Here is a 26,069-nt window from a genome sequence, read left to right on the forward strand (position 1 = left end):
CCGTTCGTGGTGCCGCCGACATTGCTGTCGATCTCGAGTTCGTGGCCGAGCGTGTCGCTCAGGCTGCCGATGCCGTCCTTGGCGTTGAGATCGATCGAGCGGCCGCTGATGTTGACACGGCCCGAGCCGGCGATCGGCGCGGAGTCGATGTCGGTCGGCGTGGTGAGATCACCCCCGTCGATGATCGACGCGGTGGCCTTCAGCACCACGTCGCCCTTCGTGGTGATCGCGACCACCTTCATGGTGCCCTGCGTCTCGCTCAGCACGATGTCGCCGGTGGCGCTCGCGCGGACCGTGCCGCCGAGCTTCATCTCGATCGCGTCGGTCTTCGAACCGATCGCGCCCGAAGCCGTCAGGTAGACGTTGTTGGCGACGATCTTGTTCGTGTCGGAGCCGATGCCGTCGAGAATGCTGCCCGAGGTCGCCACGAAGGTGACGTCGCCGCCCGCCGAGAAGGCGGATTCGAGGTTCAGGTTGCCGGTCTTCTCGGTGACGAAGATGCTCTGGTCGGCCCGCACCGCGATGGTGTTCGTGGCGCCGAGATCGATGCCGAGCGCCTTCTGCGCGGTTCCGATGCCGCCGGTGCCGCCCTCGAGGACGGTATCGCCGCCCTTGACGTTGACGGTGCCGTCGGCGCCGCCGTTGACGAGGCCGGCGCCGGTCTTGAGCCGGATTTCCTTTGTGCCCGTCGATTCGACGCTGCCGATCGTCAGTGCAGTGGTGGTGGGAACGTCGACGTAGATCTGCCCGCCAGCGCTTACGTCGAGCGTACCGGTATTCGCCAGCACGACCGGCTTGCGCTTCTGGATGAGGACCTGAGTGATCTTGGCGAAGGGGTTGTTGGGATCGGTCTTCGACTGGAAGACGATCAGGTTGCGCCCGCTCTCGACCGTCGGTTTCTTGCTAGCGTCGAGGACCAGGCTAGCCGCACTCACCGTGGCGATGGTGTAGCTCTGCTCGGCGCTGGTGGCGTTGGCGGTCTTCACGCCGAAGCCGCCGGCCACGCCGATGCGCATGCCGTTCGTGAAACCGTCCGCCACGAAGGTGTCGTCGGCATCGGCGAACACACGGTTGATGACGTAGACGCCCGTCCCGGTGGACGCACGCACGCCGACGTCGACCTTCGCAGCCGCGCTGGCGGCCTGCCGGCCGCTCACCGTGCGGGTATCGAAGAGCTGGCCGACCTTGAGGCGGATCACGCCGCCGCTGACCGAGGCGATCTCGTAGACGTTCGACGCGACCGCCGTCGTGTTCCGAGTCTGGCCGGCGATGTAGAGCGTGTCGCCGACGGCGTAGGAAGCGTCCCAGGTCCCGCTGCTGCGCGTCAGGATGCCCTGCTGGGCCGCTGTGTCGTTGCTGAACGTGACGTCGACGGTCGTCGGGGCCGCCTTCAGGAGGTCGATGGAGGTGACGGCGCTGGCCCGCGGCGCCTCGCCGTTCACGGCGATGCTGACGCCGAAGCTCAGGCCGCGGCCGAGGCCCTCCTGGTCGAAGCGCTGGTCGACGGTGATCACCGAGCCCACGACGCTGAGGATCTTGAAGACCTTGCCGGTCTGGCCGTTGGCGTTCGCCGACAGGCCGCCGATGTAGAGCGTCCCGTCGAAGAGGTTGCCGTCCTTGAAGAAGGTCGCGGCATCCCACGCACCGCCGCCCTGAAGCGTCACCGTCCCCTTGGTCCCGTCATGTCCGAAGACGACGGTGCCGGTCACGATCGGAGCCTTCGTCAGGAAGACGAGATCGCTGCGCTCTGCGGCGCCGAGGTCGATCTGCTGGTCCGTGGTCAGCGGCGTCTTGTTGGTGCCGAACCCGATCAGCGTCGTACCGCTCACCGAGCCGACGTTCCCCGATGTCACGATACGGACGTTGGCGCCCTTGATGATCGGGTTGCTGTTCGTGATCGTGCTGGAGACCTCCTTGAGCAGGCCCTGGCCGACCGCGCCCAGGAGTTCGTCCTGTGTCCACCGCTTGATGCCGGCGTTGATGCCGTCGGCCGTCGCCTGGTCGACGAAGAAGGCGGGTGCCGCCTGCTTCTGTGCGGTGAGGGCGTTCGTCTCGTACGAGGCAGGCAGCTTGTTGAAGAAGGTGTTGAGCTCGGCATACTGCGCCGTGAGCTTGGTTTCGCGCGCCGTCTGAGCGGCGGTGAGGGCAGCCGTGATCGCCGTCGAGCCGGCATTCGCCGCGACGGCGGCCGCACGGGCCGCCGCCACCGCGTCGGCGAGCGCCTGGCCCGTCAGGCGTGGTGCGAACGATGCGTTGTAGATCGACGGATCGACCTGCTGATTGCGGTAGTTCCAGTAGGTCTCGTAGGACGCCTGCTCGGCCGAGGTCAGGTTTGCGACCTTCGCGGCGTCGTAGACGGTACCGAGGCTGCCGAACGTCGCATGAAGCGACGCATAGGTGGCCTTCAGCCCGGCCTCGACAGTGGCGACCCTCGCCGACGTATCCATGCGCAGGGCAGCCTCGCCCAACGTCTGCGTCGCCGCCTCCGTGGTGAGTTGTGCCGTCAGCGCGGTGAGTTCGGCCCCGGTGATCGCCGTCTTGTAATCGCTGTAGATCGTGTAGGCCGCGGCGAGTTTCGGCAGATACGCGTCGCCGAAACGCGAGAACACCGTGTCGAGGGCGGTGTAGGTCGCGGATGGCGTATCACCCGGAACCTGGGCTTCGCGCAGCTGCCAATACTGAGCGTACTGAGCGGCAAAGTCCGTCACCGTTGTGCTGACGAAGCCTGTAAAATACGACTTCAGGTTGTCGTAGTCGGCGGTCCTGGAGTCCTGGATCCGCTGGATCTGCGCGGTGACGTAAGTCTGGAGATCGGTGCCGGCGAGCCGGAGGTTGCGCGCCTCGGCCTGGATTGCGGTGGTGTAGAGGCCGGTGATCTCGGCAACGCTCAGGCGGACCTTGCCCGCATTCGCGTCGAAGGCGGCCCGGTATCCGGAATAGAGCGCATACGCCGCCTGATCGCCGGCCGAGACCTGCGTGGGATCGGTGACACCGTCGAACCTGGCCCGGAGGGCGGTATAGGCCGCCGTCCGCTGGTCCTCCAAGTCCGCGATCTGGGCGGTGACGACCGCCATCATCGCGTCGCCGGGGATCGGCGCGGCATGCGTCGCCGCCTGGATCTTGGCGAGCTCCTGAGCGGTCGCCTTCACCGTGTAGGTCGAGCTGTACGCGCCGGCGCCCTGCTGTGCGCGGTAGGCCCAATAGGCCGCGTAATCGCCGGCGAGGTCGGCGTGATAGACGTCGCCGTAGACGCCGTATTGCTCGTGCAGCGTGTGGTACTGCAGCGTGCGGTTCGTCTCGAGAGCGGTGATCGCCTTGGCGACGTAGGTCGCGACATCGGTGACGCCCTGGCTCACCGCTTGGTCCGTGTAGAGTTTAGTGTAGTAGTCGCGCTCGCCATTCGTCGTGCTGAGCGTAATGGCGCCGGCCGTATTCGGCTGCTGCTTCCGGTAGGACCAGTAGGCGTTGTAGTCGCCCTCGCGGGTGGTCTCGAAGGCATTGAGCGTCGCCTGATACTTGCGATCGGCATCCGCCGTCGTCAGGGCGAGGTCCTTCCAGACGCCGTTGACGAGCTGCGACACCACGCGGGTGTCGCGCACCACGACGCTGTTGACGTTGAGCAGATCTCCGGCGTCGACCTTGATGTAGACGTCGCCGTTGGCGGTGAGGCTGTTGAGGCGCAGATCGCCCGCGATTTCCTGAACGCCGACAGTGCCGCCTGCGACGATATCGGTCTTGTCGCGGCCCGTGCTGCCGCCATCGAGTTTGATCGGCGCGGCCTCGGAGCCGAGACGGCCGCCGGCCGCCAGATTGAGCGAGCCGCCGGCGATGACGCCGCTGCCCTGGGTCTTCACGCCGGCCGAGGAGACGAGCTTGACGTCGTAGCCGCCGCCTGCGGCGATCCTGTCGATGCCGAGCTCGTTGTCGAGCGTCCGCACGTTGAGGTTGATATTGCCCTGCGTGGTCGTCGCCGTGAGGCTGTTGCCGGCACCGACGGTGGTGACGTTGAGACCCTTGGTGTTCTCGGCGAGCAGATCGCTGATGGCTTTGACGGGGGCAGGCGTATTGACGTCGGTCTTGATGACGGGGGCGACACCGCCGATCCCGCCTACGGCGCTCAACACGACGCGCGAGCCCGTGACGGCCGCGGTCGAGCCGAGATGCTCGATCGTGCCGCCCGACGCGATCGTCGTGGTGCCGTTATCGTTCTTGATACCGCCGGCAATCAGAACGCGTCCCGCGCCCTGCGAATCGACGTTCACGGTACCCGTGCGACCGCCGGTGAAGGTGATCTTGATGCCGTAATCGGCCTCGAGACTATGGGTCGCCTGCGTTTCGGTATAGTCGACCGTCTGGAACTTCGAATAGTAGGTTTTTTTACCGTACCACGTGCTGGTGGTCCAGCTCGCGACCTCCTTCGCCGGCTCGACGCTGCGCGTGTACTCGGGCGCGCCCAAGAACGCGTAACCCGACTTGCTCGCGTCGATGTAATAATAGGCGGATTCCGGCTGTAGGGCCGCCTTCGTGGTGGTTTCCTTGTTGAAGGTGCTGAGGTCCGGCGGGTTCTTCGCGAAGGCGTCGATACCGGCCCAGGACGACGTGCCGATGGTCTTGCTGTAGGTGTTCTTGTTGCCCTGCCCGATAGTGAAGGCATAGCGGAACCCGCTCACCGGCGCGTAGTCGGTCAGGCTGCCCGAGGCCTTCGCAACCTCGCGGCCGGACGCGCTCAAATCGGCGCTGTAACGCGTGATTGTCCCCGCAGCATCTTGCCTGATCAAGGTTTGGCGGAAAGCGATGTCCCGCGCGTCGTTCTTGTAAGCGAGATCCTTGATGTCGATCGCGCCGACGCCGCGCTGCGACAGGTCGATGCGGTTCAGGACGACGTCCCGGTTGAGCTTGTTGACGACGTTGACGCTGGCATAGCCGCCAAGCGCGCGCAGTTCGCCCTTACCCTGGTTGGTGTTGACGATGACGCCGGTCAGGTTGATCTGGCCGCCCGTCGAGACGATCTCGTCGATCTCGATCGCGCCGGTCTGGCGGTTGTAGCTCGCCGAGAAGCCGTCACGGGTGAGCGAGCTGAGGTTTGCCGTGCGCCCCGGGTTGTTGATGATCTGCCGGATCTCGTTCTCGACCGTCTGGTCGATGACGATGGTGTAGGTGTCGCGCCCGCTCTGCACGAGACCGTTCACATTGAGGTACTGCGCCTTGATCGTGACGGCGCCGCTCGCGACGAGGCTCGCCGTCGATTGGCCCAGCGCGGTCGCGATGGCGCTGTCGGTCTTCGCCGTCAGCGGTCCGGTGCCCGTGTCGAGCACGGTCTTGATCTGGCCGTAGGGGTCGCCGCCGACGGAATAGGTGCGCAGATCCTCCGTGGTGCCGATCGAGACGGCACCGCCGACATCGAAATCGGTGCTCTTCACCGAGGTCATGGCCGTGATGCTCAGATCGCCGCCGCTCGCCGTCTTCACGTGGAAGACAGCAGTCGGTGCGTAGACATCGCCCACGACGAAGACCGAAGGCGCAGAATTGCCATTGCGGGCGCCGGAGGTATTCGTGAGGTAGATGTCGCTCTTCACGGCATCGGTGGCGATGCCGCCGGCCGTCAGCGTCGAGAAGGAGACGCCGCGTCCGCCTGCAACGATCGCGGCCGCCGCGGCGTCCGGGCTCTTGGCGTTCTCGGTGGCGATGGCCTGCCGGCGCGTGGTCACGTCGCCGCCGGACGTCACCACGTTGCCGTTCAGGAACGTGCCGCCGTTCGATTCCGGCATCGTGATGCCGCCGATGACGAGGTTCGCCACCGAGTTGTTGGTAATCTCGACCTTCGTGTCTGACGCGGCGTCGAGCTTGCCCGATCCGAGCAGGGCGTCGGCCCGCACGAAGATGCCGCCGGCGCCCGCCGTGAACGGGCTGACCGTGATCGCCTGCACCTGCTTGAAGACCGGAACGAGTACTTCTTTGCCGCTAAAGTCGATCTGGCGCTCAGCCAGACCATCGGCGAGTAGCTCATTCCTGATGCGGTTTACTTCGCCCTGATAATAGGCCTGGAGCGTGCTGTTGTCCTTGTAGGTCGCAAGCCCCTTCGTGGCTTCGTCGAAGGCCGCGATCAGGCTCGACTGCGCGTTGGTGTAGCCCAGGCTGACCGTGATCGGCAGCTTCGGAAGAGTGGCCGAGGCGGAGGTCGCGCCGTTCGCCAGGGAGATCGTGAAGCTCTTCGTCGCGTCATTATCGGCGATCGGGTTGCCGTTCGCGTCGTATTTCTGGCCGTTCAGCTTCACCGTGCCCGTGATCACGGTCGGGGGGTTGCCCCCGGTGCCGCGGGTCAGGTCGTCGAAAACGATCGAGATGTTGCGCGTGATGCCGGTGACGATGTTGCCGTCGACGATCACGGTGCCGACCGAGCCGGTCTGGGCGTCGCCGACCGGCGTGATCGCCGAGCCGCCGAGCGCGCTGTCGATGCCGCCGGCAACCGCCGTCGTCCAATTCGTGCCCTTCATCCGCGCCAGCGCGCCGGCATTGCCCTGCCGGTTCGTGAAGAGGTTCGCGTTACCGGCCGTCTTGATCGTGGCACCGCCATCGACCTTGATCGTGTTGGTCTCGCTCACCCGGATCTTGGCGGCGAGCGTCGAGATCGGGATCGCGCTGCCCGCGAAATTGTCCGTCGTCGCGGAGGTGTCGTAGCTGTCGTCGTAGGCCTTCTTGTTGGTGCCGGCGAAGAAGTCGGCATCGCCGTAGGCGGTGATGTCGGCATTCGCGCCGATGTTGACCGAATTGTCCGGCTTAAGGATCACCGCCGTGCTGCCGACCGCGACAGTCGCCGCGCCGTAGGTCTCGGAGTTCGAGACCGCGTTCGCCGAGCCGTTGCCGTTGGCCGAGAGCGCTAAGTTTCCGAGCGTGAACAGCGTCGCATTGCTGCCGACGTTGACCTGGGCCTGAAAGTTGCGCGTCTCGATGGTCGAGTAAGCGCCGGCCCCCGAGATCGCGCCGCCAGTGGTCAGGGAGACCTTGTCGTAGGCGTTGATGACGTTGGTCGCCCCCAGGCGAATACCGCCCTGGCTTCCGCCCCGCGCGACGGTGGTCAGGTTCGTTTTCTGACCGGCATTGCTATCGACGGTGACCTTCGTCGTCAGGTCGATGGTGGTGGTGCTGTGCGCCGAGGCGCCGCTGGCGATGCCGCCCGTCGAGCCGACGATGTTGGCCTGTCCGAGCTGCGGCTTGTTCACGGTGTTGGTCGCAGTCGCGACTATGTCGCGTGCCGTCAGGCGGACACCTGCGCCGAAGGTGGCGGCGACGGCATGCGTGACGTCGTTCGTGACGACGGCACCCGCACCGGCGAGCGCACCATAGCTGTCGGTGATCACTTGTCCGTTGATCGTCGCGGTGTGGTCGGCCGCGAGGTAGAACAGGCCGGTGCTGTCGCTGCGCGTCGTCAGGTCGATGGTCACGCCCAGGCCGAGATCGGCCCTGGTGCTGCCGCCCGTGGTGGTGCTGGAGCTCGCGGCCGTGCCAGAGACGAGGCCGCCGCTTCCGGCGACCGACTTGGCGAAGTTGTCGTCGGTCCCCGAAGCGGTGACCGTCATCGAGCCGGCATTGAGCCTGCCCAGCGATGCGACCTTGGCGGCCGTCTCGGTCGCCGAATTGGCCGTAGCGAAGGTGGCGCCGGCCGCAACGAGGCCAACGCTCGCGCTGCTGGCATTCGAGCTCTGCTTGGTCGTGCTCGTCGCCGTGACGGCAACCGCGCCGCTGACGGTGAGCACCGTGCCGACGTCGATCGTGCCGGTGACCTTGCTGGCGTTCTCGGCCGTCGTGACCGTCGAGTTGAGGCCGATCAGGCCGCCGACGGCGCCGGATGCGCTCGCGGTAGCGGATTCCTTACCGGCCTGCTGGGACAGGTTGCCCTGCACCGTAAGGCTCGCCGCGGTGATCGCGACGTTCTTCGTATGGGCATCGACGATCGCTGCGACCTTGGCGAGCGCAACCGAAGCGCCGATCGCCGCAGTGCCGGCATTGATGCCTGAGGCCCGGGCGACGACAGCCGGAAGCGCGGTGGCGAGGACGCTGACATCGCCAGCGGACAGGCTACCACCCTCGATCGCGGCCGTGACCGTCGGCCGTGCCTCGACCGTGGCCACCGAACCGCCGGCGGCGAGGGCGAGCAGGCCGCCTGCCACGGAGATGCTGAGAACCTGCGAATCGACGCTCGTCGTATCCGATGCGCGGACGGAGACGTTGCCCGCAGCGGTCACCTTGCTGTCGTAGATGCCGGCAGTCGTCGTGCTCTTGACGGTGTCGCCGGTGCCGGCGCCGCCGCCGGAGATGGAAATGCCGACGGGCGAGAAATTCGCAGCGAAGGCGGCCGTACGCGCACGGCTCGTCAGGGTCGCCGTTTCGGTCGCGGTCACGTTCACCGCATTGCGGGCGGACAAGCCGTCGTTGACGTTCCTGATCGCGGCCGTGACGCGGTTCTCGATCACGTTGTCGGCCGCGGCGACGGCAATCGCCGCCGAGCCGCCGCCGACGATACCGACCGAAGCCGCGACAGAGGCCGCACCGGTGTCGACGCTGAGCGACGAGGCGTCGCGGGCCGAGACGGTGACGGTCCCGGCCGAGATGCGGCCGTCGGTGCCGTCGCCGTCGATGGTCGCGCTGACCTGCGCGGCGATGCGGTTATGCGTGCCGGCACCCGCGCCGGCGGCGCTGACGGCGATGGCGCCCGCGCTGATCGCGACGGAGCCCGCCAGGATCGTCGCATTGATCGTCTGGCCGGACACGGCCGTGACGTCCAGGTTACCCTGCGCCTCGATCTTCGTGTCCTTCGAGACCGCCTCGATCACGAGGGCGGACGACCGGGCCGAGCCGAGGCTGCTGCCGATCAGGTTCGTCGCGACGCCGACACCGATGCTGGCGCCGACTGCGACGCCGCCGACGCTGGCGCCCGCGGCGATCGCCGCCACCGAAGCCTCGATGCGGCTGTTGTTCGCGGCATTGACCACGATGTCGCCGGAGGCCTTCAGCGTGGCCGCGTTGACCTTGGCGCTCGTGCTGCCACCGATCAGGTTCGTCGCGACGGCACCACCGCCGGCAACCGAGACCGCGACGCCGCCACCCGAGATCGCGGCGGATGCCGCGGCGACCCGGGCCTTGATGCTCGCACCCTCAATGCCGGCAGTGCCCGGATCGTCGGCCGGAACCAGCGCCTCGACGCGGATTCCGCCCGAACGCGCAGTCACGCTGCCGCCGTCGATCACCGCGCTCAGCGCGTTGTCGATGACGTTGAGGGCCGTAGCGACGCCGATCGCTGGAGCCCCGGCAACGCCGCCGAAGGCGGCGGCGACCGCGGCTGAGCCGACATCGACGTTGATTGCGGCCTGATCCTTGGCGCGCACGGTGACGTCCGCTGCCGTGACGCTGCCCGCGCCGACGATCGCCGCCTTCGTGGCGAAGCTGATCGCGTTGCCGGAGAAGCTGCCGGCGCCCGCGACGCCCACGGCCACTGCCGCACCCGTCACCACGGCCGCGGCCGACGCGACGGTGGCATCGATGGTGCTGGCGGACGTCGCGGTGACAGCGACGTTACCCGCCGCATCGACGATCGTGTCGCCGATCACTGCCTCGACCTTGGCGCTGCCGTCTGAGACGAGCGTCGGCTGGTCGAGACGCGAGCCGTCCGCAGCGGTCGTCTTCCAGCTGCCGATGATGTTCTGAGCGCCCGAGAGGCCGATCGCCACCGGCACGCTCGCGACGCCCGCGCCGCCGCCGGCGGCGGCGAGCGAGACCACGGTGGCGTCGATGTCCTGGTTGCTCGTCGCGGCGACGCGGAGTGCCGCGCCGCTGGTGACCTTGTTGAGGGCCGTCTGACCCGTGGCCTTCGCGATCACTGCGCGGGTGCTCGTCGTGATGATGTTGACCGCCGAGGCGCCGCCGCCCGAGACCTGGACGTTGACGGCTCCGGCGCCGCCGAAGCTGAGGGACGCCGCCGAAGCGATCGCCTTGATCGCGCCGCCGCTGGTCGCCTCGACCGAGACGTCTCCGGAGGTCGAGGTGACGCCGGTGTCGGCATTGCCGATCGTCGCCTCGACCGTGTTCCCGATCGTGTTTGTGGCGAAGGACAGGGAGACCGCGACGCCGACGCTGACCGCGCCCGCACCGCTGCCGGCGATGCCGGCCGCGCCGACGGAGGCCGTGATCGTCGAATCGTCCTTGGCGGCGATGGCGATGCCAGCGGCCTTGACGCCGTCGGTGCCGTCGCCGTCGATGGCGGCGCGAGTCTTGACCGCGATGGTGTTGGTCGCGCCGACACCGGCGCCGGCCACACTGACGCCGGCAGCGCCGCCGCCCTGGATCGCGGCGGAGACCGCCGCGACGTCGGCCTTGATGGTCTGGCTCGAGGTCGCACGGATTCCGAGCGTGGAATCCGAATCGAAGCTCGAATTGCTGAGGTAGGCCTGAACCTCGTTGCCGCTGCCAATAACGTTGGACGCGCCGCCGACGCCGACCGAGACGCCGACACCGGCTGCACCGCCGCCGCCGGCAGCGATCGCCGCCGCTACGATCAGCGCCTGGATGTCGGACTTCGACTCCGCAGAGACCGTGGAAGCACCCCCGCGCACCGTCAGACGGCTGTCGGCGACGAAGGCGTTCGTCTTGGTGGTGATGACGTTGCCGGCACCGGCGCCGCCGCCGCTGACCGAGACGCCGGCCGCGCCGCCGCCGCCGACCGAGACGGCCGCAGCCGCCGAGGTCGCCTTGATGCGGCTGTTGCTGGTCGCCGTCACCGAGACGCCGCCGGCACGCGTGGTGAGCCCGGTATCAGCGTTCCGGATCGAGGCTTCGACGCCCCCGGCGATGGAGTTGAGGGCAAGCGCGAAGCCCACCGCCACACCGACGCCGGCCGCACCGCCGCCCGCTGCGGACAGGGATGCGGCACCGGTAAGCGCGGTGATCGCGGAGGTGTCGCTGGCTGAGACGGTGACGCTCCCGGCCTTGATGCCGGTGCCGTCGCCATCGATCGTGGCCCGTGTCGCGACGCCGATGGCGTTCGCGGCCAGGGAACCGGCCGCGCTCACCGCGACACCGGCGGCCCCGCCGCCCTGGATGGCAGCCGAAGCCGCGACCACGGTGGCGGAGATGGTCTGGCTCGACTTGGCTTCGAGGCCGAGCACACCGGCGATGTCGAGGGCCGAGTCCTTGACCTTGGCCTCGACGGCCATGCCGCTGCCGTCGGCGAGGGTGTCCTTGCGGGTCGCGCCGCTGCCGCTGGTGCTCCAGCTGCCGATGCGGTTCTCCGCGCCGCTGACGCCCAGCGCCACGCCGACGCCGGCCGAACCGCCGCCGCCGGCGGAGGCGGCGACCGCCGAGATGATCGCCGTGATCTCGGAGGAGCCGCTGGCCTTCACCGTGAGGCCGCCTGTGCTCGTGGTGATGCTGCTCGCATCGACCGTGGCGGTGGTGGAGCCGAGGATCCGGTTGGAGGCGAAGGCGCCCCCGCCCGAGACGCCGACGCCGGCCGCGCCGCCGCCGGCGATGCTGATCGCCGCCGCGGCCGCGGCCGCGTTGATGCGTCCGGCGCGCGAGGCCGTGACCGAGACGGCGCCCGCGCTGAGGAGGGAATTCGCACCCGTGATGCTCGCGGCGACGCCACCGGCGATGCTGTTGAGGGCGAGGGTGAAACCGACCGCGACGGCGACGCCGGCGCTGCCGCCGCCCGCTCCTGCGAGCGAGGCCGATCCGGCCAACGCATCGATCGTGGAGGTATCCGCTGCGTTCACGACGACGCCGCCAGCGTTGATGCCGGTGCCGGAGCCGCTGATCGTGGCGCTCGTGGCGACAGCGATCGCGTTCGAGACGACGGCGCCGGCAGCCGACGCGCCCACACCGGCGGAGCCGCCGCCGCCGATCGCGGCGGAAGCCGCGACGACCTGTGCGTTGATCGTCTGCGACGAGGTCGCAGTAACGCTGAGCGCCCGGCTCGCCGAAACGCCGGTATTGCTCAGTAGGGCGGCAACGGCCGTGCCGCCGGCGCCCTTGAGCGCATAGGCGGTCGTCTCGGTCTTATCTTTCCCGTTCGCGTCCTTCTCGACGGTCTTGTCCCAGGAGCCGATGTAGTTCTCGGCGATGGCCGCGCCGATGCCGACACCGACGCCGTTGCTGCCGCCGACACCGACTGCGAGTGCGGCGGCCAGGATCTTGGCCTCGATCGTGGCGGAGGATTCCGCCTTCACGTCGACCGTGCCATTGCTGCCGGTCGCGGTCAGAGCGCTGTCGACGACGCTGGCGCGCGTGCCCGTGGTGATGACGTTGCGCGCATAGGTGACAGCTGCGCTGACCGCGACGGCGTTCGAGCCGCCGCCGGCGATGCTGAGCGCCGCCGAGGCGGCGTGCGCCGTCAGCGATCCGGCCGACTTCGCGCTGACGAGGATCGCGCCCGTGGTCTGGAGGCCGCGGTCGACGTTCTTGACGGTGGCCGAGACGTCGTTGGCGATGCTGTTCAGCCCGACGCTGCCGCCGACCGCGACCGAAACGGCATTGGAGGCGCCGGCCGCGAGCGCGAGGCTCGCCGACAGGGCCTTGGCCGTGATGGCGGAGGTATCCGTCGCCGAGACCGTGGCGCCGGCAGCCGCGATGCCGGGGCCGGCGCCCGCGCCGTCACCATCGATGAGTGCGCCGGTCGCGAGACCGATACTGTTCATCGCGAAAGTGCCGCCGAGACTCACCGCCCCGGCGTTCGAGCCGGACAAGGCAGCGCCGACCGCAATCGCAACGATGTTCGCCGTGATCGTGTTCAGGCTCGTCGCCGTGACGGCAAGCGCGCCCATGGCCGAAACCAGCGTATTCGAGAGAGTGGCGGAGACGTTGGCGCGGCTGCCGAGGGTCGGCGTCTGACTGAGCGTGTTGCCCGCCTCGTCATAGGCCGTCCAGGCACCGATCTCGTTGTAGGCGATGGCGATTCCGAGCGCGCCGGCACCACTGCTGCCCGAGCCCGCACCGACGGACGCCGCGGCCGAGATGATGTCGGCCTTGATCGTGGCCGTGCTGGCGGCCGAGACGGTGATCGCGCCCGCGGCGTTGAGCGAGGCATCCTGACCCGTCGCGGTCGTGCTGCTGTTGATCTTGTTGACGGCGGCGGCGCCGGCGCCGGACACGCCGATGCCCTTGTCGCCGCTGACGCCGACCGCGACGCTCGCGGCCGCGGCGGTGGTGGCGATGGTGCCGGTCCGCGTGGCCGCGATCGTGATGCCGCCGCTGCGGGTCATGACCTGCGCGTCCTTCACGGTCGCGCTGACGTTGCCGGAGATGCTGTTGAGGGCGACGCTCGCCGCGAGGGCGACCGTGACCGCCGTGTCCTGGCCGAGGGCTGCGGCGATCGAAGCCGCGCCAACGGTGGAGGACACCGACGATTCGTTGCCCGCGGTGACCGACACGCTGCCGGCATCGACGATGGAGGCCGCACCGAGAACCTCGGCCGTGGTGGCGACGTCGATGACGTTGCGGGCGACCGAGCCGCCGAGGCTCGCCGACGTGGCCGTGCCCGTGCCGCTGCCCGAGACGCCGATGGCGACGGCGACCGTCGTGGCGTCCACCGTCTCCTTCGACAGGGCGCGCACGGTGACGGCGCCGGCGGCACGCACGGGCGTGCCGGACAGGGTCGCACGCACCGCGGCGCCCGAGCCGATCACGTTGTTGGAGACCGAGGCGCCGACCGCGACGCCGATGGCCTTGTCGTTCGCCGAGGCTGCCAGCGCGATTGCGGTGGCGCCGGTGAGCGCGGCGATCTTGGCCTGATCGTTCGCGAAGATATCGAGGCTGCCGACCTTGCTGGCGTCGGTCGTGCCGTCGCCGACCTTCGAGCCGAGCATTTCGGCGACGGTCGATCCGCCGATCGTGTTGAGCGCGAGGGCTCCGCCGCCGCTGACCGCGACGCCCTTGCCCTGTGACGAGACCTGGGCGCCGACGGAGGCGGCGAAGGTCTGTGCGGAGATGTCGGCGGTGCGCGCCGCGGAGACCGAGACTGCACCGGTGCTGGCGAGGTTGGCGACCTGCGTGATGCGGGCCGTGACGTCGCTGCTGATCTCGTTGTTGGCCAGCGACGCACCGATGGCGACGCTCGGCTTCGTGCCGGTGTCGCTCGCATTCGCGCTCAGGTTCGCCGAGACCGCCAGCGCGATGGACGTCGCCTTGATGAGGCTGGTGTCCTTGGCCGAAACGATGATGCCGCCAGCACCCGCGCCGACTGCGTCGTCGGTGCTGCCGCTGCCGTCGATGACCGCCGTCGTCGTGGTGACGATCTTGTTGCCGACGTAGAGGCCGCCGCCGGCGAACGCGACGTTGCTGCCCTGGCCGCCGCTGCCACCGCCGGTGGACGCGGCGACGGCGACGGCCGCAGCGAGCGTCTTCGCGGTGATGGCCTCGGACGAGGTGGCCTCGACCGAGACCCGGCGCCCGGCCGTCAGGCGGCTGTTCGTCACGCTCGCGCGCACGTCGAGGGAGCGTGAGGTTCCGTTCTTGAGGTCCGCGCCCGTCGGCAGGCCGGCCCCGTAGAAGCCGATCATGTTGAAGGCGAGGCTCACGCCGATGGCGACCGCCTGCGAGGTGCCCTTGCCGACGACCACGGCCGCAGCGGCCGCCTCGACCGAGGCGGTGATGGCGGAATCGTTCGTGGCCGTGACGGTGATGTTACCCTGGCCACCGGTGCCGTCCTGGGCCGGAGCGACGGCGCCGCCCGCCGTGATCTTGCTGCCGGCGATATGCGCGTCGACGCCACCGAGGATCGTGTTGAAGCCAAGCGCCCCGCCGCCGGCGAAGCCGATGTTCTTGCCGTCCTCGGTGCTGAGAAGCACGGCGATCGCGGTGGCGGTCGCCTTGGCCGCGATGGTGGCATCGCTCGAGGCCGAGACGCGCACGTCGCCCGCGCTGGCCGTCACCTGACCGACCCGGTCGATCCCGGCCGTCAGCGTCTCGTCGACGATGGTGTTGCGCGCAATGCTGAGGGCGACGGAGATCGTCTTGCCGGTTTGGCTGGTAGAGCCGGTGTTCCCGGAGCCGGTATTGCCGGCCGACGCATCCGTCGGGGGCAGCTTGTAGGCCACCGACGTCACCGGTGCGGTGACCACGGCGTCGATCCTGGAGGCGCTGAGCGCGTTCACCGAGACGCCGCCGACGGCATTCAGACTCGTCATGTCGGCGATCGTGGCCGAGGTCGCGAGGCGGGCGAGGTTCAGGCCGACGACTGCACCGACGCTCGTCACCGAGGCGCCGACCGTGGTCACGGCGTTCTTGATCTCGGCCTTGATCGTCGCCTTCGACTGCGCGGTCACGGAGACGGCGCCGGCGGCGTTGATCGGCTGGCCGGTGATCGAGGCGGTCGCGGCGAAGGTGTTGGCGCCCTGGAGCACCGTTCCGAGATCGGTCCCGAGGATCGCGTCCGAGAGATCGAACAGGACGTTCTGGCTCGACGTGCCGATCTTGTTAAAGGCCGCAGTCACGCCGACGGCGGTCTCGCTCGACTCGACGGTGCTGTCGACAGTCGCGGTGATCGCAGCGGTGTTGCTCGCGCCGACGGCGACGTTGCCGACGGTCCTGCCGATATCGACGTCGCCGAGCTTGCTCCCGCTGATCGTCGCGCTGCTCGTGCCCGTCACCACGTTCGCCGCGATGACGGCACCGATCGCGAGCGCGCTCTTGTCGCCCGGCTTGGTGCCGGCCTTGAGCTTCGATTCGACCTTGCTCGTGATCGTTGCGGTGATCGTGCCCGTTTGGGCGGATTGCACGCTCACGTCACCGGCCCGGACCACACTCGTGTTCACGAGGCTGGCCGTCGCCGTGCTCTGCACATCGTTGCTGACGAGGATACCCGCGACTGCCACGGCGTAGGGCTTCGAGGAGGTGCCCCCGCTCGCGGGCTCCGCGCCCTGCGCAGGCGGCGTCGCGGAGCTGCTGGCATCCTTGCTCTCGCCGAGGTTGAGCACGCCCGGCGGCAGGAACTTGATAAATTCGCGCAGATTGTTTTCGCGCCAGGAATTCGCTTCCGTGAAGATCCCCGCCGCCGTTAGGTCGACCGATTTGCTATCGCCAAAATAGACGAAGCGCTTCTCGACGCCGTTGATCTGGGCGAAGACGATGTCGCCGAACTTGACGGTCTTGGTGCCGGATTTGGTCGTGTAGGTGTAATTGTCGAGAACCTTGCTGGCGAAGTCCTCGAGCACGCTCGGCTTGGTGAGGCTGGCGAGCGAGGACAGGCTGTTCAGCGAGACGATCGAGCCGTTGCTCGTAGCAGAGATCGTGACGGCGCCGCCGGCATCGACCGTCTTCGTGGTGCCTGTGTTGTCGATGGTCGCAAGCGCCTTGGCGTTGACCATGTTGCCGGTCAGCGCGAAGCCGATCGCGTAGGCGCTTGCGTCCTTCAGTACGGCGTTCGAGGCGCTGGCCTTGTTGTTGACCTGCGCATTGATCGTCGCGTCCGAGCGCGCCGTCACGCCGAGCGTGCTGCCGGCACCCGTGACGACCGTGCTGCGCAGGATCTGCGCGGTGGCGCCCGACGGGGCGTCGTCGTTGCCGGCTCCGATGAGCGGCTGGCCAGTGATCAGGTCGGCCGTGCGGAACAGGATGTTCTGCTCCTTCCAGCCGATGGTGTTGAAGGCCAGCGTGATCGAGACGGCCCCCTGGTCGCTCGAGGTCGCGACCTTGTTCGTCGCGTCGATCGTCGCGGTGTTGACCGCGCCGACGGCGACGCCGCCGCCACCCGTGACGGTGCTGTCGACGATCTCCGCCTTGGCGGTGCCAAGGACGGCGTTGGTGGCGATGATGCCGCCGAGCGCGAGGCTCTTGGTCTGCGTCTTGCTGCCGGCCGTCGGATCGGTCGTGGCCGCACTCGGCGCCGGCGCCGCGCCGGCAGCCGCCGTGCCGTTGGTCTGCTTGTAGGAGCTGGCCGACTTGACGGTGGCAGCGCTGTCGGCCGTGGCGGTGATCGTCGCCGTCTCGGTCGCCGATACCGTGATCGCTCCGGTTCCCGCGGTGGCGGTGACACCGGTGATGCGGGCGACGGCGTCGCCGTGTACGCTGTTGAGAACCACGAGGCCGCCGATCGCGAGAGCCGAGGCCGATTGCGGCTTCACGGTCCCGGCCTGGGCGGCATTGCCGGCCGAGGGATCGCCGGTGGGCGTGTCCGTGCTGGTGGCGGGGGTCGCCGCCGGGGCAGGCGTGGCGGCGTTGCCAGTGCTCGGCAGCGTCAGGCCATCCGGAATGAAGTTGGATTCGAGGGCGCGCTTCCAGAGCAGCTTGTCGCCGTAGTTCGTCGCCGCGAGATTCACCTGCGAGGCGTCGGTGCCCATGTAGATGTAGATGTCTCCCGCCTTGTAGGCGTCGGACTTGGCGGCGATCAGCGAGAACTTCGTCTTGTCGGTCAGCGTGAAGGTGCTCGGCTGGACCTTGCTCAAGAGCTCGGCGCCGACATACTTGTAGATCTTGCCGTCGAAATCCTGAATCGTATCGCCAGTCTTGACGGTGACGCTGGCCGAGTCGACTGCCTTGAAGGTCGGCTTGGCGTAGCCGTCCGCGATGCGGACTCGTGTGCCGAAGGTGACATCCTGCTTGTTCACGGTCTTCGGCACTTGGCCGAAGGCCGAGAGGTCGAGGGTGCCGATGCTGTCCGTGCTGAGGCCGAGTGGCTTCAGGAACGCGTTCAGGCCGTCCTTCAGCGCCACGATCCTGGCGGCGACGTCGAGGACGGCGCGGTCGGCGGCGACCTGCAGACCGATCACCGCGCCGACCGTCTTTTCTGCCGCCTTCGTGGCCGTGTCCGCATTCGTGCTGTTCCGCAGCGCGGCATCGTCGAGATAGCCACGGCGTGCCGCCTCTGCGGCAAGCTTCAGCGCTTCGGCGCGCGCCTCGTCGGCCGCGGGCGTATTGAGGAAGCCCGCCAGGGTGAACGGCACCAGATCGTCCGAAGCCTTGGTGAGGCGGCGGGCAAGGTCGGTCTGTTCCGTGGTCGGAATGACCTTGGCATCGACCACGGCCTTCAGCGTATCGACGAGGGTCTTGTTGATGCCGCGCAGATAGGCGTCGACGCTGTCGCCGGCCTTGAGCTTCAGCGTGGCCGTCTCGACCTGCTTCAGCAGTTCCGCCGGGCGAGCCTGCAGCTCCAGGATCAAGCCCTTCACACGGGCGATCTCGGCGGTGGCCTTCTCTTCCAGAGCAGTGATCTCGGCCGGCAGGAAGTCCTTGCGGTTCTTGACCAGGTTCGACTGAATCGTGGCCGACTGGACCTCGTTCGGATTGGTCGAGAAGTCGGACGGCAGGTACTTGTTGAGCTTGGACTGGTTGGTGACGGCGCCGCCGTCGGTCTTCACCACGGTCGAGCTCGTCACGATCTGGACGTTCGAGGTGATGCCGGCCGCATCCTTCGCCGTGACGGCAAGCGCGCCGCCGGCGGTGATGTCCCGGGTCACGCCGGTGTTGTCGATGAGGGCGACGGCGCTGCCGCTGACCTTGTTGGAGGAGAGCACGACGCCGAAGCCGGAGCCGCCCGATCCCTTCATGGAATCGGTCGACGACATGGCCGCGTTGCTGATCGTCGCGTTGATCTTGGCAGCTGACGTCGCGGAGACCGAAAGGTTGCCGCCGGCCTTCGCAGAGGACTTGACGATCGTCGCCTTGGCGCCGGACCCAACCTCGCCACCGAAGGCGCCCGAGATGGCCGACTGGCCGATCAGGGTGTCGACGGCGTTGAACAGCAGATTCTGCGTCTCGTAACCCACCGAGTTGAAGGCGAGCGTCACGGCGCCGGAGACGCCGCCGCCCTCGCCGCCCGAGGTCGTGGACGAGGCGCGCACGCGCGCATCGACGCCGGCCGTGTTCTCGGCGGTGACGTCGAGATTGCCCGTCTGCGCCTCGACGGCCGAACGCAGGACGCTCGCCTCGGCACCGCCGCGCACGACGTTGGTCGCCGCGATGCCGTTGGCCGCGATCACCGTGCCACCGCCGGTGCCGCCGCTGGTCCCGGCACCGGATTGCGACTTGAAGGACGCGCCGCCGGAAGAGGTGACGGTGCTCACGAGCGTCGCCGAGATGTCGGCGGCGTCCTCGGCCCGGACCGCAAGGTCGAGATACGACGTCACCGCCGCGTCGGTGATGCGAGCCGTGGACCCGCCGTTCACCTCGTTGAAGACGATCAGGCCGCCGAAGGCCTTGGAGGACGAGGCGGGCGTGCGCGCGACCGGGGTGGGATCGCCCTGGGCGGGCGCCGCCGCCGGGGCAGGATCGGCCACCTTGTCGATCTGCGGCATCACGGTCTTGGCCGCGGCCGGGATCCAGTTGTCGCTGGTATAGTCCGCGCCCTTCAGGGTGACCTTGGTGTTGTCCGCACCGCGCCAGATGTAGACAGTGCCTTTCTCGCCCTTCGAGGTGGTGTCGGCGCGCGAGAGCAGGACGCCCTGGCCGGCCATCATGAACTGGAACCCGTCGTTCGACGAGTAGCGAGCCTTGTTGCGCGCGATCGTCGTGGTGCCGGCCGCCGTCGTGACGGTCGTCGTGTCCTTGTCGGGGTTCGTGGGGCTCGTCGCGGCGGGAGTGCCGGAAGGCTTCGTGGAGACGATCGCACCGTCATCGACCGCGAACCAACGGGCCGCGTTCGTGTAGTCCTCGCTGGCAAGATTGACTGAGGCGTCGGCAGCCCCGACGAAAATGAACACACGCCCTGCCAGGCGAGGCTTCTCCTTCCGATCTGCATCGGTGCTTGCGGCGGTATTCTCGCTGAAGTCAGCCGCGAGCCTCACCCGATCGCCCGCGTTGAGCGCCTTCGTCCCAGACTTCGAAGTGTAGTCGTAGATGTTGAGGGCGGTCGCGACCGCCTTCCTCGCGAGCTCGGCCACGCCGCCCGACACGGCCGAGGAGCCGATCATCGTGCTCTCGGACTCGATGCCGGCCTGGTTCTTTGCGGAGACGAGAATCGACCCAGCCGTCGAGGTGACCGTCGCGGAAGGCTGTGCCGGGGCCGCGGCTGACGCGTCCTCGGATCCGATGAAGGCCTCGGCGCGGGCGCTGACCTTGTTCAGGGCGAGGACGGCACCGGCGGAGATGCCGCGTGCGCCGGTCTCGGCCTTGTGGACGGTTTCCTCGGAATCCGCCTGCTTCACCTTGTTGCCGGCCTCGGCCTTGATGGTGGCCTGGCTCTCGGCGGTGACGGAGACGTCCCGCTCGGCCGTGACGGTGCTGTTGGTGATGTAGGCCTTCGCCCCGGCCGGGTTCTCGGCATTGGTGGCGGTGGCGATCAGCGGATCGCCAGCGATCGTGTCGACGGCGGCGAAGAGCGGGTTCTGCTGCTTGAAGCCGACGGTGTTGAAGGCGAGCGTGAAGCCGAGGGCCGTTCCTTCGCCCGAGACCGAGCCTGCGGCGCTGGCCTCGATGCTGGACGCGTTGACCGCCGAGACGCTGACGCCGCCGCCGCTGCTCGTGACGGTGCTGTCCTTGATGTAGGCCAGCGCCCCATTCTGCACGTTGTTCGAGACGAGCACGCCGTTGGCAGCCGCGCCGCCCTCGGCCTCGACTTCGCTCTCGTCGGTCGCGTTGATCGAGGCAGTCGAATCCGCGCTGACGGTGACGTCGCCGCTCGCGGCGAGGGTGGTGTTGACGATCTTCGCCTCGGCCTTCCCCGAGACGTCGTTGCGGGCGAAAATCCCGCCGAGGCCGGTCGCCGACATCTTGCCGGTCGGGGGCTCCGCACCGTTGGTGCTGCCGGACAGGACGTTGGTCGCGTCGAGCTTCTTCCAGAGGGCGAAGTCGGCGAAGTTGAGGTTGGCGTCCGTCGTGCTGCCGAGATCGACCGCGGCGGCGAAGTCGGTGCCCATGTACTGGTACACGGCACCCTTCTCGCCCCGCGTGGCCGGTCCGGCCCAGGTGTCGCCGAGGCGGATCTTCTCGCCGAACTTGACCTGCCGCGCGCCGGAGGCGGTGGTGTAGGTGTACTCGCCGAGCAGTGCCTCGGCCCCCTTGGAGGTGCCGCCGACCTCGCCGGTTTTTTCGGCAGTGGCCGTGGCGGCGACGGCCGTCTCTGCCTCGATGCTGACGGAATCAACGGCCGAGACCGTGATGTCCGTGCCCGAAACCGTCTTGCCGGCGGCATCGATCAGCGCCAGCGCGGCACCGCTCACGCGGTTCATCGCGACGAGGCCGGACACCGCCAGCGCGTTGACGCTGGCGGCCGCAGCGGAAGCGGTGACCTCGTTGCTGAGCGTCGACGTGATCGCGCCGGAGGACTCGGCCGTCGCGCTGATCGCGCCCGTGGCTGTCACCGTGCTGTTGCTGATGCGGGCGCTGGCCTGCGCCGTCGCTGGGTTGGTCAGGTTGGTGCCGACCACGGCGTCGAGGGTTTCGAAGCCGAGATTGCCGCTCTCGTAGCCGATGGCGTTGAAGGCGAGCTGGATGCCGGCCGCCCGCGCTGAGGTGGTCGGTGGCTTGGCCTGACCGGAGCCGGTCGTGGTCGTCGCCGCTTCGGAGCCCGACGGGCCGCTCGTGGCCGCGGTGATCGCAGCCTCGACCTCGGCCTCGATCACGCCGGCCGTCTTGGCCGTGACCGCGACGGAACCGTCGCCACCGCTGCCTCGGGTGGTCACTGTGGCATCGGTGATCGACGCGTCGGCCGCCGACTGGATGGTATTGGTCGCGATCACCGCGTTGATGGCGAGCGCGCTCGAGCGCGACTGGTTCGCCGTATTCGGCTGGCCCGACTGCGCCGCAGGTGCTGCCTTGTCGAAGGCTGAGGTCTTGCCGGGAACGTCGCTTGCGGTGCCGGCCGTGTCGGCTGTGCCGTCGGCCTTCTCCCCGGTCTGCTCGCGGATCGTCGCGATCGCCTCGACGGTGGCGTCGGCTTTCGACGTGATCGTCGCGCTGCGCTCGGCCGCGACGGCGACGCTGCCCGCGGTAACCCGGGTGGCCGAACCGCTGATGGCCGCGACGACGCCACCCTTGATCTCGTTGCGCACGACGATGCCGCCGGCCGACATGCCCGCGGAACCGGTGGTCTTGGCGGGGGCCGCCCCGCTCTCGCCGACGCGGCGCCAGAGGTCGCGGTTCGTGAAGTCCGCCGTCTTCAGGTCGAGCTTAGTCGCGGCCGTGCTGTCGGGGCCCATATAGGCGTAGACGGCGCCCTTCTCGCCGACGAGCTTCCAGCGTGTGGCGTCGGTGAAGTCGGCCTTGGAGAGGTCGATGGAATCCTGTGGGGCCGGCACGGTCGGCGTGCCGGTCGCCTTGACGTAGCGGTAGTAGGAGCCGACCTCACCCTTCCCGGACGGGTGGCCGGGGCTGACGAGAACGACGTCGCCGGTCTTGATGGTACGAGGGGTCGCGGTGGCGGCGGTAGCGCCGGCCTTCGCGTCCTTGGTTGTCGCGGGCAGCTTGGACTTGATCGCGTCGGTGGTGCTCACCGTGCGGATCGGGTCGATGCCCAGCCCATTGGCGAAGTCGACCGCAACACGCTGGCCGAGCTTGATCTCCACCGGCTGGCTGGCATTCGCCTTGAAGTCGGACTTGATCTGCGGCTGCTTGCCCGAAAGGCCGCCATCGCTCGCAGCCTGGCTGGACGCCACCAGCTTCACGTTGGCATTGATCGTCGACATGTCGGCGGCGCGCACGCCGAGTTCGCCGGCACCCGTGATGGTCGCGCCGCTCACCACGTCGGCCGTGGCCGAACGGTTGATGCGGTTGGTGGCGATCAGGCCGCCAATGCTGCGGGAAGCCGCATTGGTGACGGTGCCGGCAGACCCGGTCAACGCGTTCTTGCCGAGAGCCGTCCGGGCGCTGTTGAGCGCCGTCTGCCGCGCCTCGGCCTTCGCGAGGTCGGCGCGCGTCTGCTCCGGCGTGCGCGTGGTCACGGTATTGCTGACCGTGGCGTTCACGGTGCCCGCGCTCGCGGCGTTCACGCCGACGCGGCCGGTGGTCGCCGTGACGCTGGCGGCATCGATCCGGGCGCGGATCTGCTGGGTGGCGGCGACCGTGAAGAAACCGGTGCCGAGCACGGTGTCGAGGGCCATGCCGACGATCTTGTCGGCGAGCTTGTCCGTGCCGGTGACGCCGTCGGCGCGGTAGCCGACAATGTTGAAGGCCGCGGCGCCGCCGATGGCATTGTTGCCGCTGGCGGTGCTGCCGACGGCGGCACCACCGGAGGTTGCGGCACCCTCGGCCGTGGTCTGCGCCCGCGAATCGATGTTCGTCACGTCCGCCGCGTTCACGGTGACGTCGCCGGCGGTCGCGGTCACGCTGCCGCGCAGGACGGTCGCCGTGGTGCTGCCGAGAACGATGTTGACGGCGTAGGAGCCGGCGACGCCGAGCTTGCTCGACGCGACCGCCGCCTTGGCCTCGGTGGTGAGGTCGAGGGCGTTCTGTGCGGTGAGCGTGACGTCGGTCGCGGCGCCGACCACGGAATCGGTGAACGCGGCGGTGATGTCGCGTTCCGAGGTGTTGACCGCCGAACCGCGCGCGATGCCGATGAGCTCGCGATCGGTCTTCTGGGTGTCGGTCTCATTCTCCAGGCTGCCGGTGCCGATCGGCACGGCGATGGCGCTCGCCGCGGTGGCATCCATCGCCACGACGGAGACGGCACCCGCGCTCGCGCTCAGGCGCGACGCTTCGACGACGGCGCTGGTGGAGCCGGTGAGCAGGTTGCGCGCCTGGATGGCACGACTCTCGATGCGCGTGTCGTTCGTCGCGGCAACAGTGAGCGACGCGGCAACGACGCGAACGCCGCGCACGGCCACGCGCACGGTGTCGTTGACGGTGATCTGCGCGGCGCCGGCCTTGATCGGCGCCGGCAGCGAGCCGTCTTCCTCGCCGTCGCCCGCGACCGTCTTTCTCGGATCGGCAGGATCGGGAGCGTCGGTGGCCGCGCGGATGCGAACCTGCAGCGCGCCGCTGTTCGAGGCTTGGATCGCGGCATTGCCGTCGGCCGCGATCAGCGCGGTGGCACCGTCGGCGGGTGCGCCGACCGGCAGCGAGCCGGTCGCGGGCACGCCGAGATCGACGCTCGTCACGCGCGTGAGGTTCTGGTTCGCGGTCAGCGCGAACAGGTTGAGGAGGCTGCTGAGGACGGGGATGTCTGTCCCGTCCTTCGCCACCAGGGTGGTGGTCGCGTTGGTGCGGTCCTCGGCCGAGATCTGGACCGAGACGGCGGGATCGGCGCCGGCGATCGTCGCCGCGCCGGACTGGGTGATCTGCGCGCCGGTGGCGACCGTCACCTGGGCCTTGCTGGTGATCGTCGTCTCCGACTTCTTGATCACGCCCTCGACCGCGAGCTCCGCGGGCGTGAACACGTCGCTCAGGCTCTTCTCGCCCTTGACGATGGACTTGATCGTGTCGGCCGTCCCGGACGCGGCATCGGTGAACGTCGTGAGGCCGGGCAGGACGAGCCCCAGCACCTTCACGTCGACGGTGGCGCGCGTGTTGGCGGCGAGCTTGACTGTACCGCCGTTCACGCCGCCGTTCGCGCCGACGACGATCGTCGAGCTGTTGGTCAGGGTCGGCGTGACGCGCTTGAGCTGCGACGTCAGCGTTGAGGTCAGCGTGATGCTGTCGACGACGTCGGTCGTCAGCGCGGCATCGCCCGTCTTCGCATTGATCCGGCCATCGAGGGTGATCCCGGCGAGGCCGTCGGCCGTGACGGTGAGGGTCTGCGTGTCGGCGGGCGCGACGTCGTTGACCGTGACGCTGCTGCGTACGGCGATCGCCACGCCGACGCCGGTGATGACGGCGTCCTTGTTGACGGTGATGCCCATGCGTGCCGTAGCGGCGGCGGAACGATCGTTGCCGACCGTGACGAGAGCCGGGGTCAGGGTCGCGTCCGCGGCGATGCCGACGCTGCCGCCTGCGGTGATCGTCTTGCCCTGGGCGACGGTCAGGCTGTTGTCGCCGGCGCCACCCTGGAAGGTGATGCCGATATTGCCGGCCACTGCGCTGAGATTGGCGGTAATGTCGATACGGTCGTCGCCGGAACCGCCGTCGAAGGTGATGCCGAGGTCGCCGCTGGCGAGAATCAGATCGGTATCGAAGACGATTCTGTCGGCGCCGGCGCCACCGCTGACCGTGAAGGACCGCGCGGGCGGCAGGCTGGAGAGGTGCAGCGTATCGTCGCCGCTGCCCAAGATCACGCCGAGGCTCGTCGTCGGGGCGGTGAAGGCGAGACTGCCGAAACTCGCGGCGCTGGAATTCGCGGTCTTCGCCAGAGTGTACTTGCCCGAGACGGCCGACAGGGTCGCATCGATGCTGCCCGCCACCGTGGACGAGAGATCGAGCTGGAGGCTGCCCTTGCCGCCGTCGAAGGAGCCGCTCAGGCTGGCGCCGGCCCCGATCGTCAGCTTGTCGTCGGCGGCTGCCGCGCCGATCAGGTTGGAGACGCTTGAGAAACTGCCCTCGAACTTGCCGGAGGTGATCTTGCCCGCATCCGGCCCTGTCAGTGCGAAGTCTGCACCCTGCTTGCCTAGGCCCGTCGGCTTATTGAGGAGCGCGATCGTATCGCCATCGGCGCTGCTCGAATCGCTGAACGCCAGCGTGTGCGTATAGGCCCCGGTCAGCAGCTTGAAGGAATCGGCATCGACAGTGATGACGTCCTTGTTGGCCGTGCCCTGGATGGTGAATGTCTGGTTGGCGTTGGCATCGATCGCGCCGAACGTATGCAGCGCCGTCGTGCCCTGCTGGCCGTTCGTGTAATCATAAACCTGGATGCGCTGGACCTTGGTCTCCGGATGCGCCGTGTCCTCGTTTCGCTCGATCAGCTTGACGAGAAGCTGGTGCTCCGCTGCCGGCGGATCGGCCGGGATGGTGCCGATCGCGTAGGTGATGTCGGAGTTGAGCAGGACGCGCGGCTCCAGCGGATCGAAGATCAGCCGGTCGCGGTTGAAGATCCGGTCGGCCTTCGCCTTGAGGTGCAGCACGAGCTGGCGCTTCGACGGGCGCCCAGCCCGCGGCACGTCAACGCTGCGCGCCCGGTCACGGCGGCGGAACAACGGTCCCCAGAAGCCTTCCGACTTGAACGGAAAAGCCATGACGCTCTCTCCAACCGGGCAGGGCGTGCCGCATTCGGCACGCACACA

At 68.6% G+C, this 26,069-nt stretch carries 1 protein-coding gene (cut by a window edge); it reads right to left on the reverse strand.

Annotated features, from left to right (window positions below; translation table 11 throughout):
- A protein-coding gene (locus tag MFF07_RS16865) for an LEPR-XLL domain-containing protein (protein ID WP_238232411.1) crosses the window boundary here: on the reverse strand, positions 1-26,021 show its 5' portion. 19,081 nt of this gene lie to the left of the window's left edge; the window shows 26,021 of its 45,102 coding nt (coding positions 1-26,021); the start codon lies at positions 26,019-26,021; its stop codon lies off the left edge, out of view.
- Positions 26,022-26,069 lie beyond the last annotated feature (48 nt).

The sequence above is a fragment of the Methylobacterium thuringiense genome (assembly GCF_022179645.1).
Classification (GTDB): domain Bacteria; phylum Pseudomonadota; class Alphaproteobacteria; order Rhizobiales; family Beijerinckiaceae; genus Methylobacterium; species Methylobacterium thuringiense.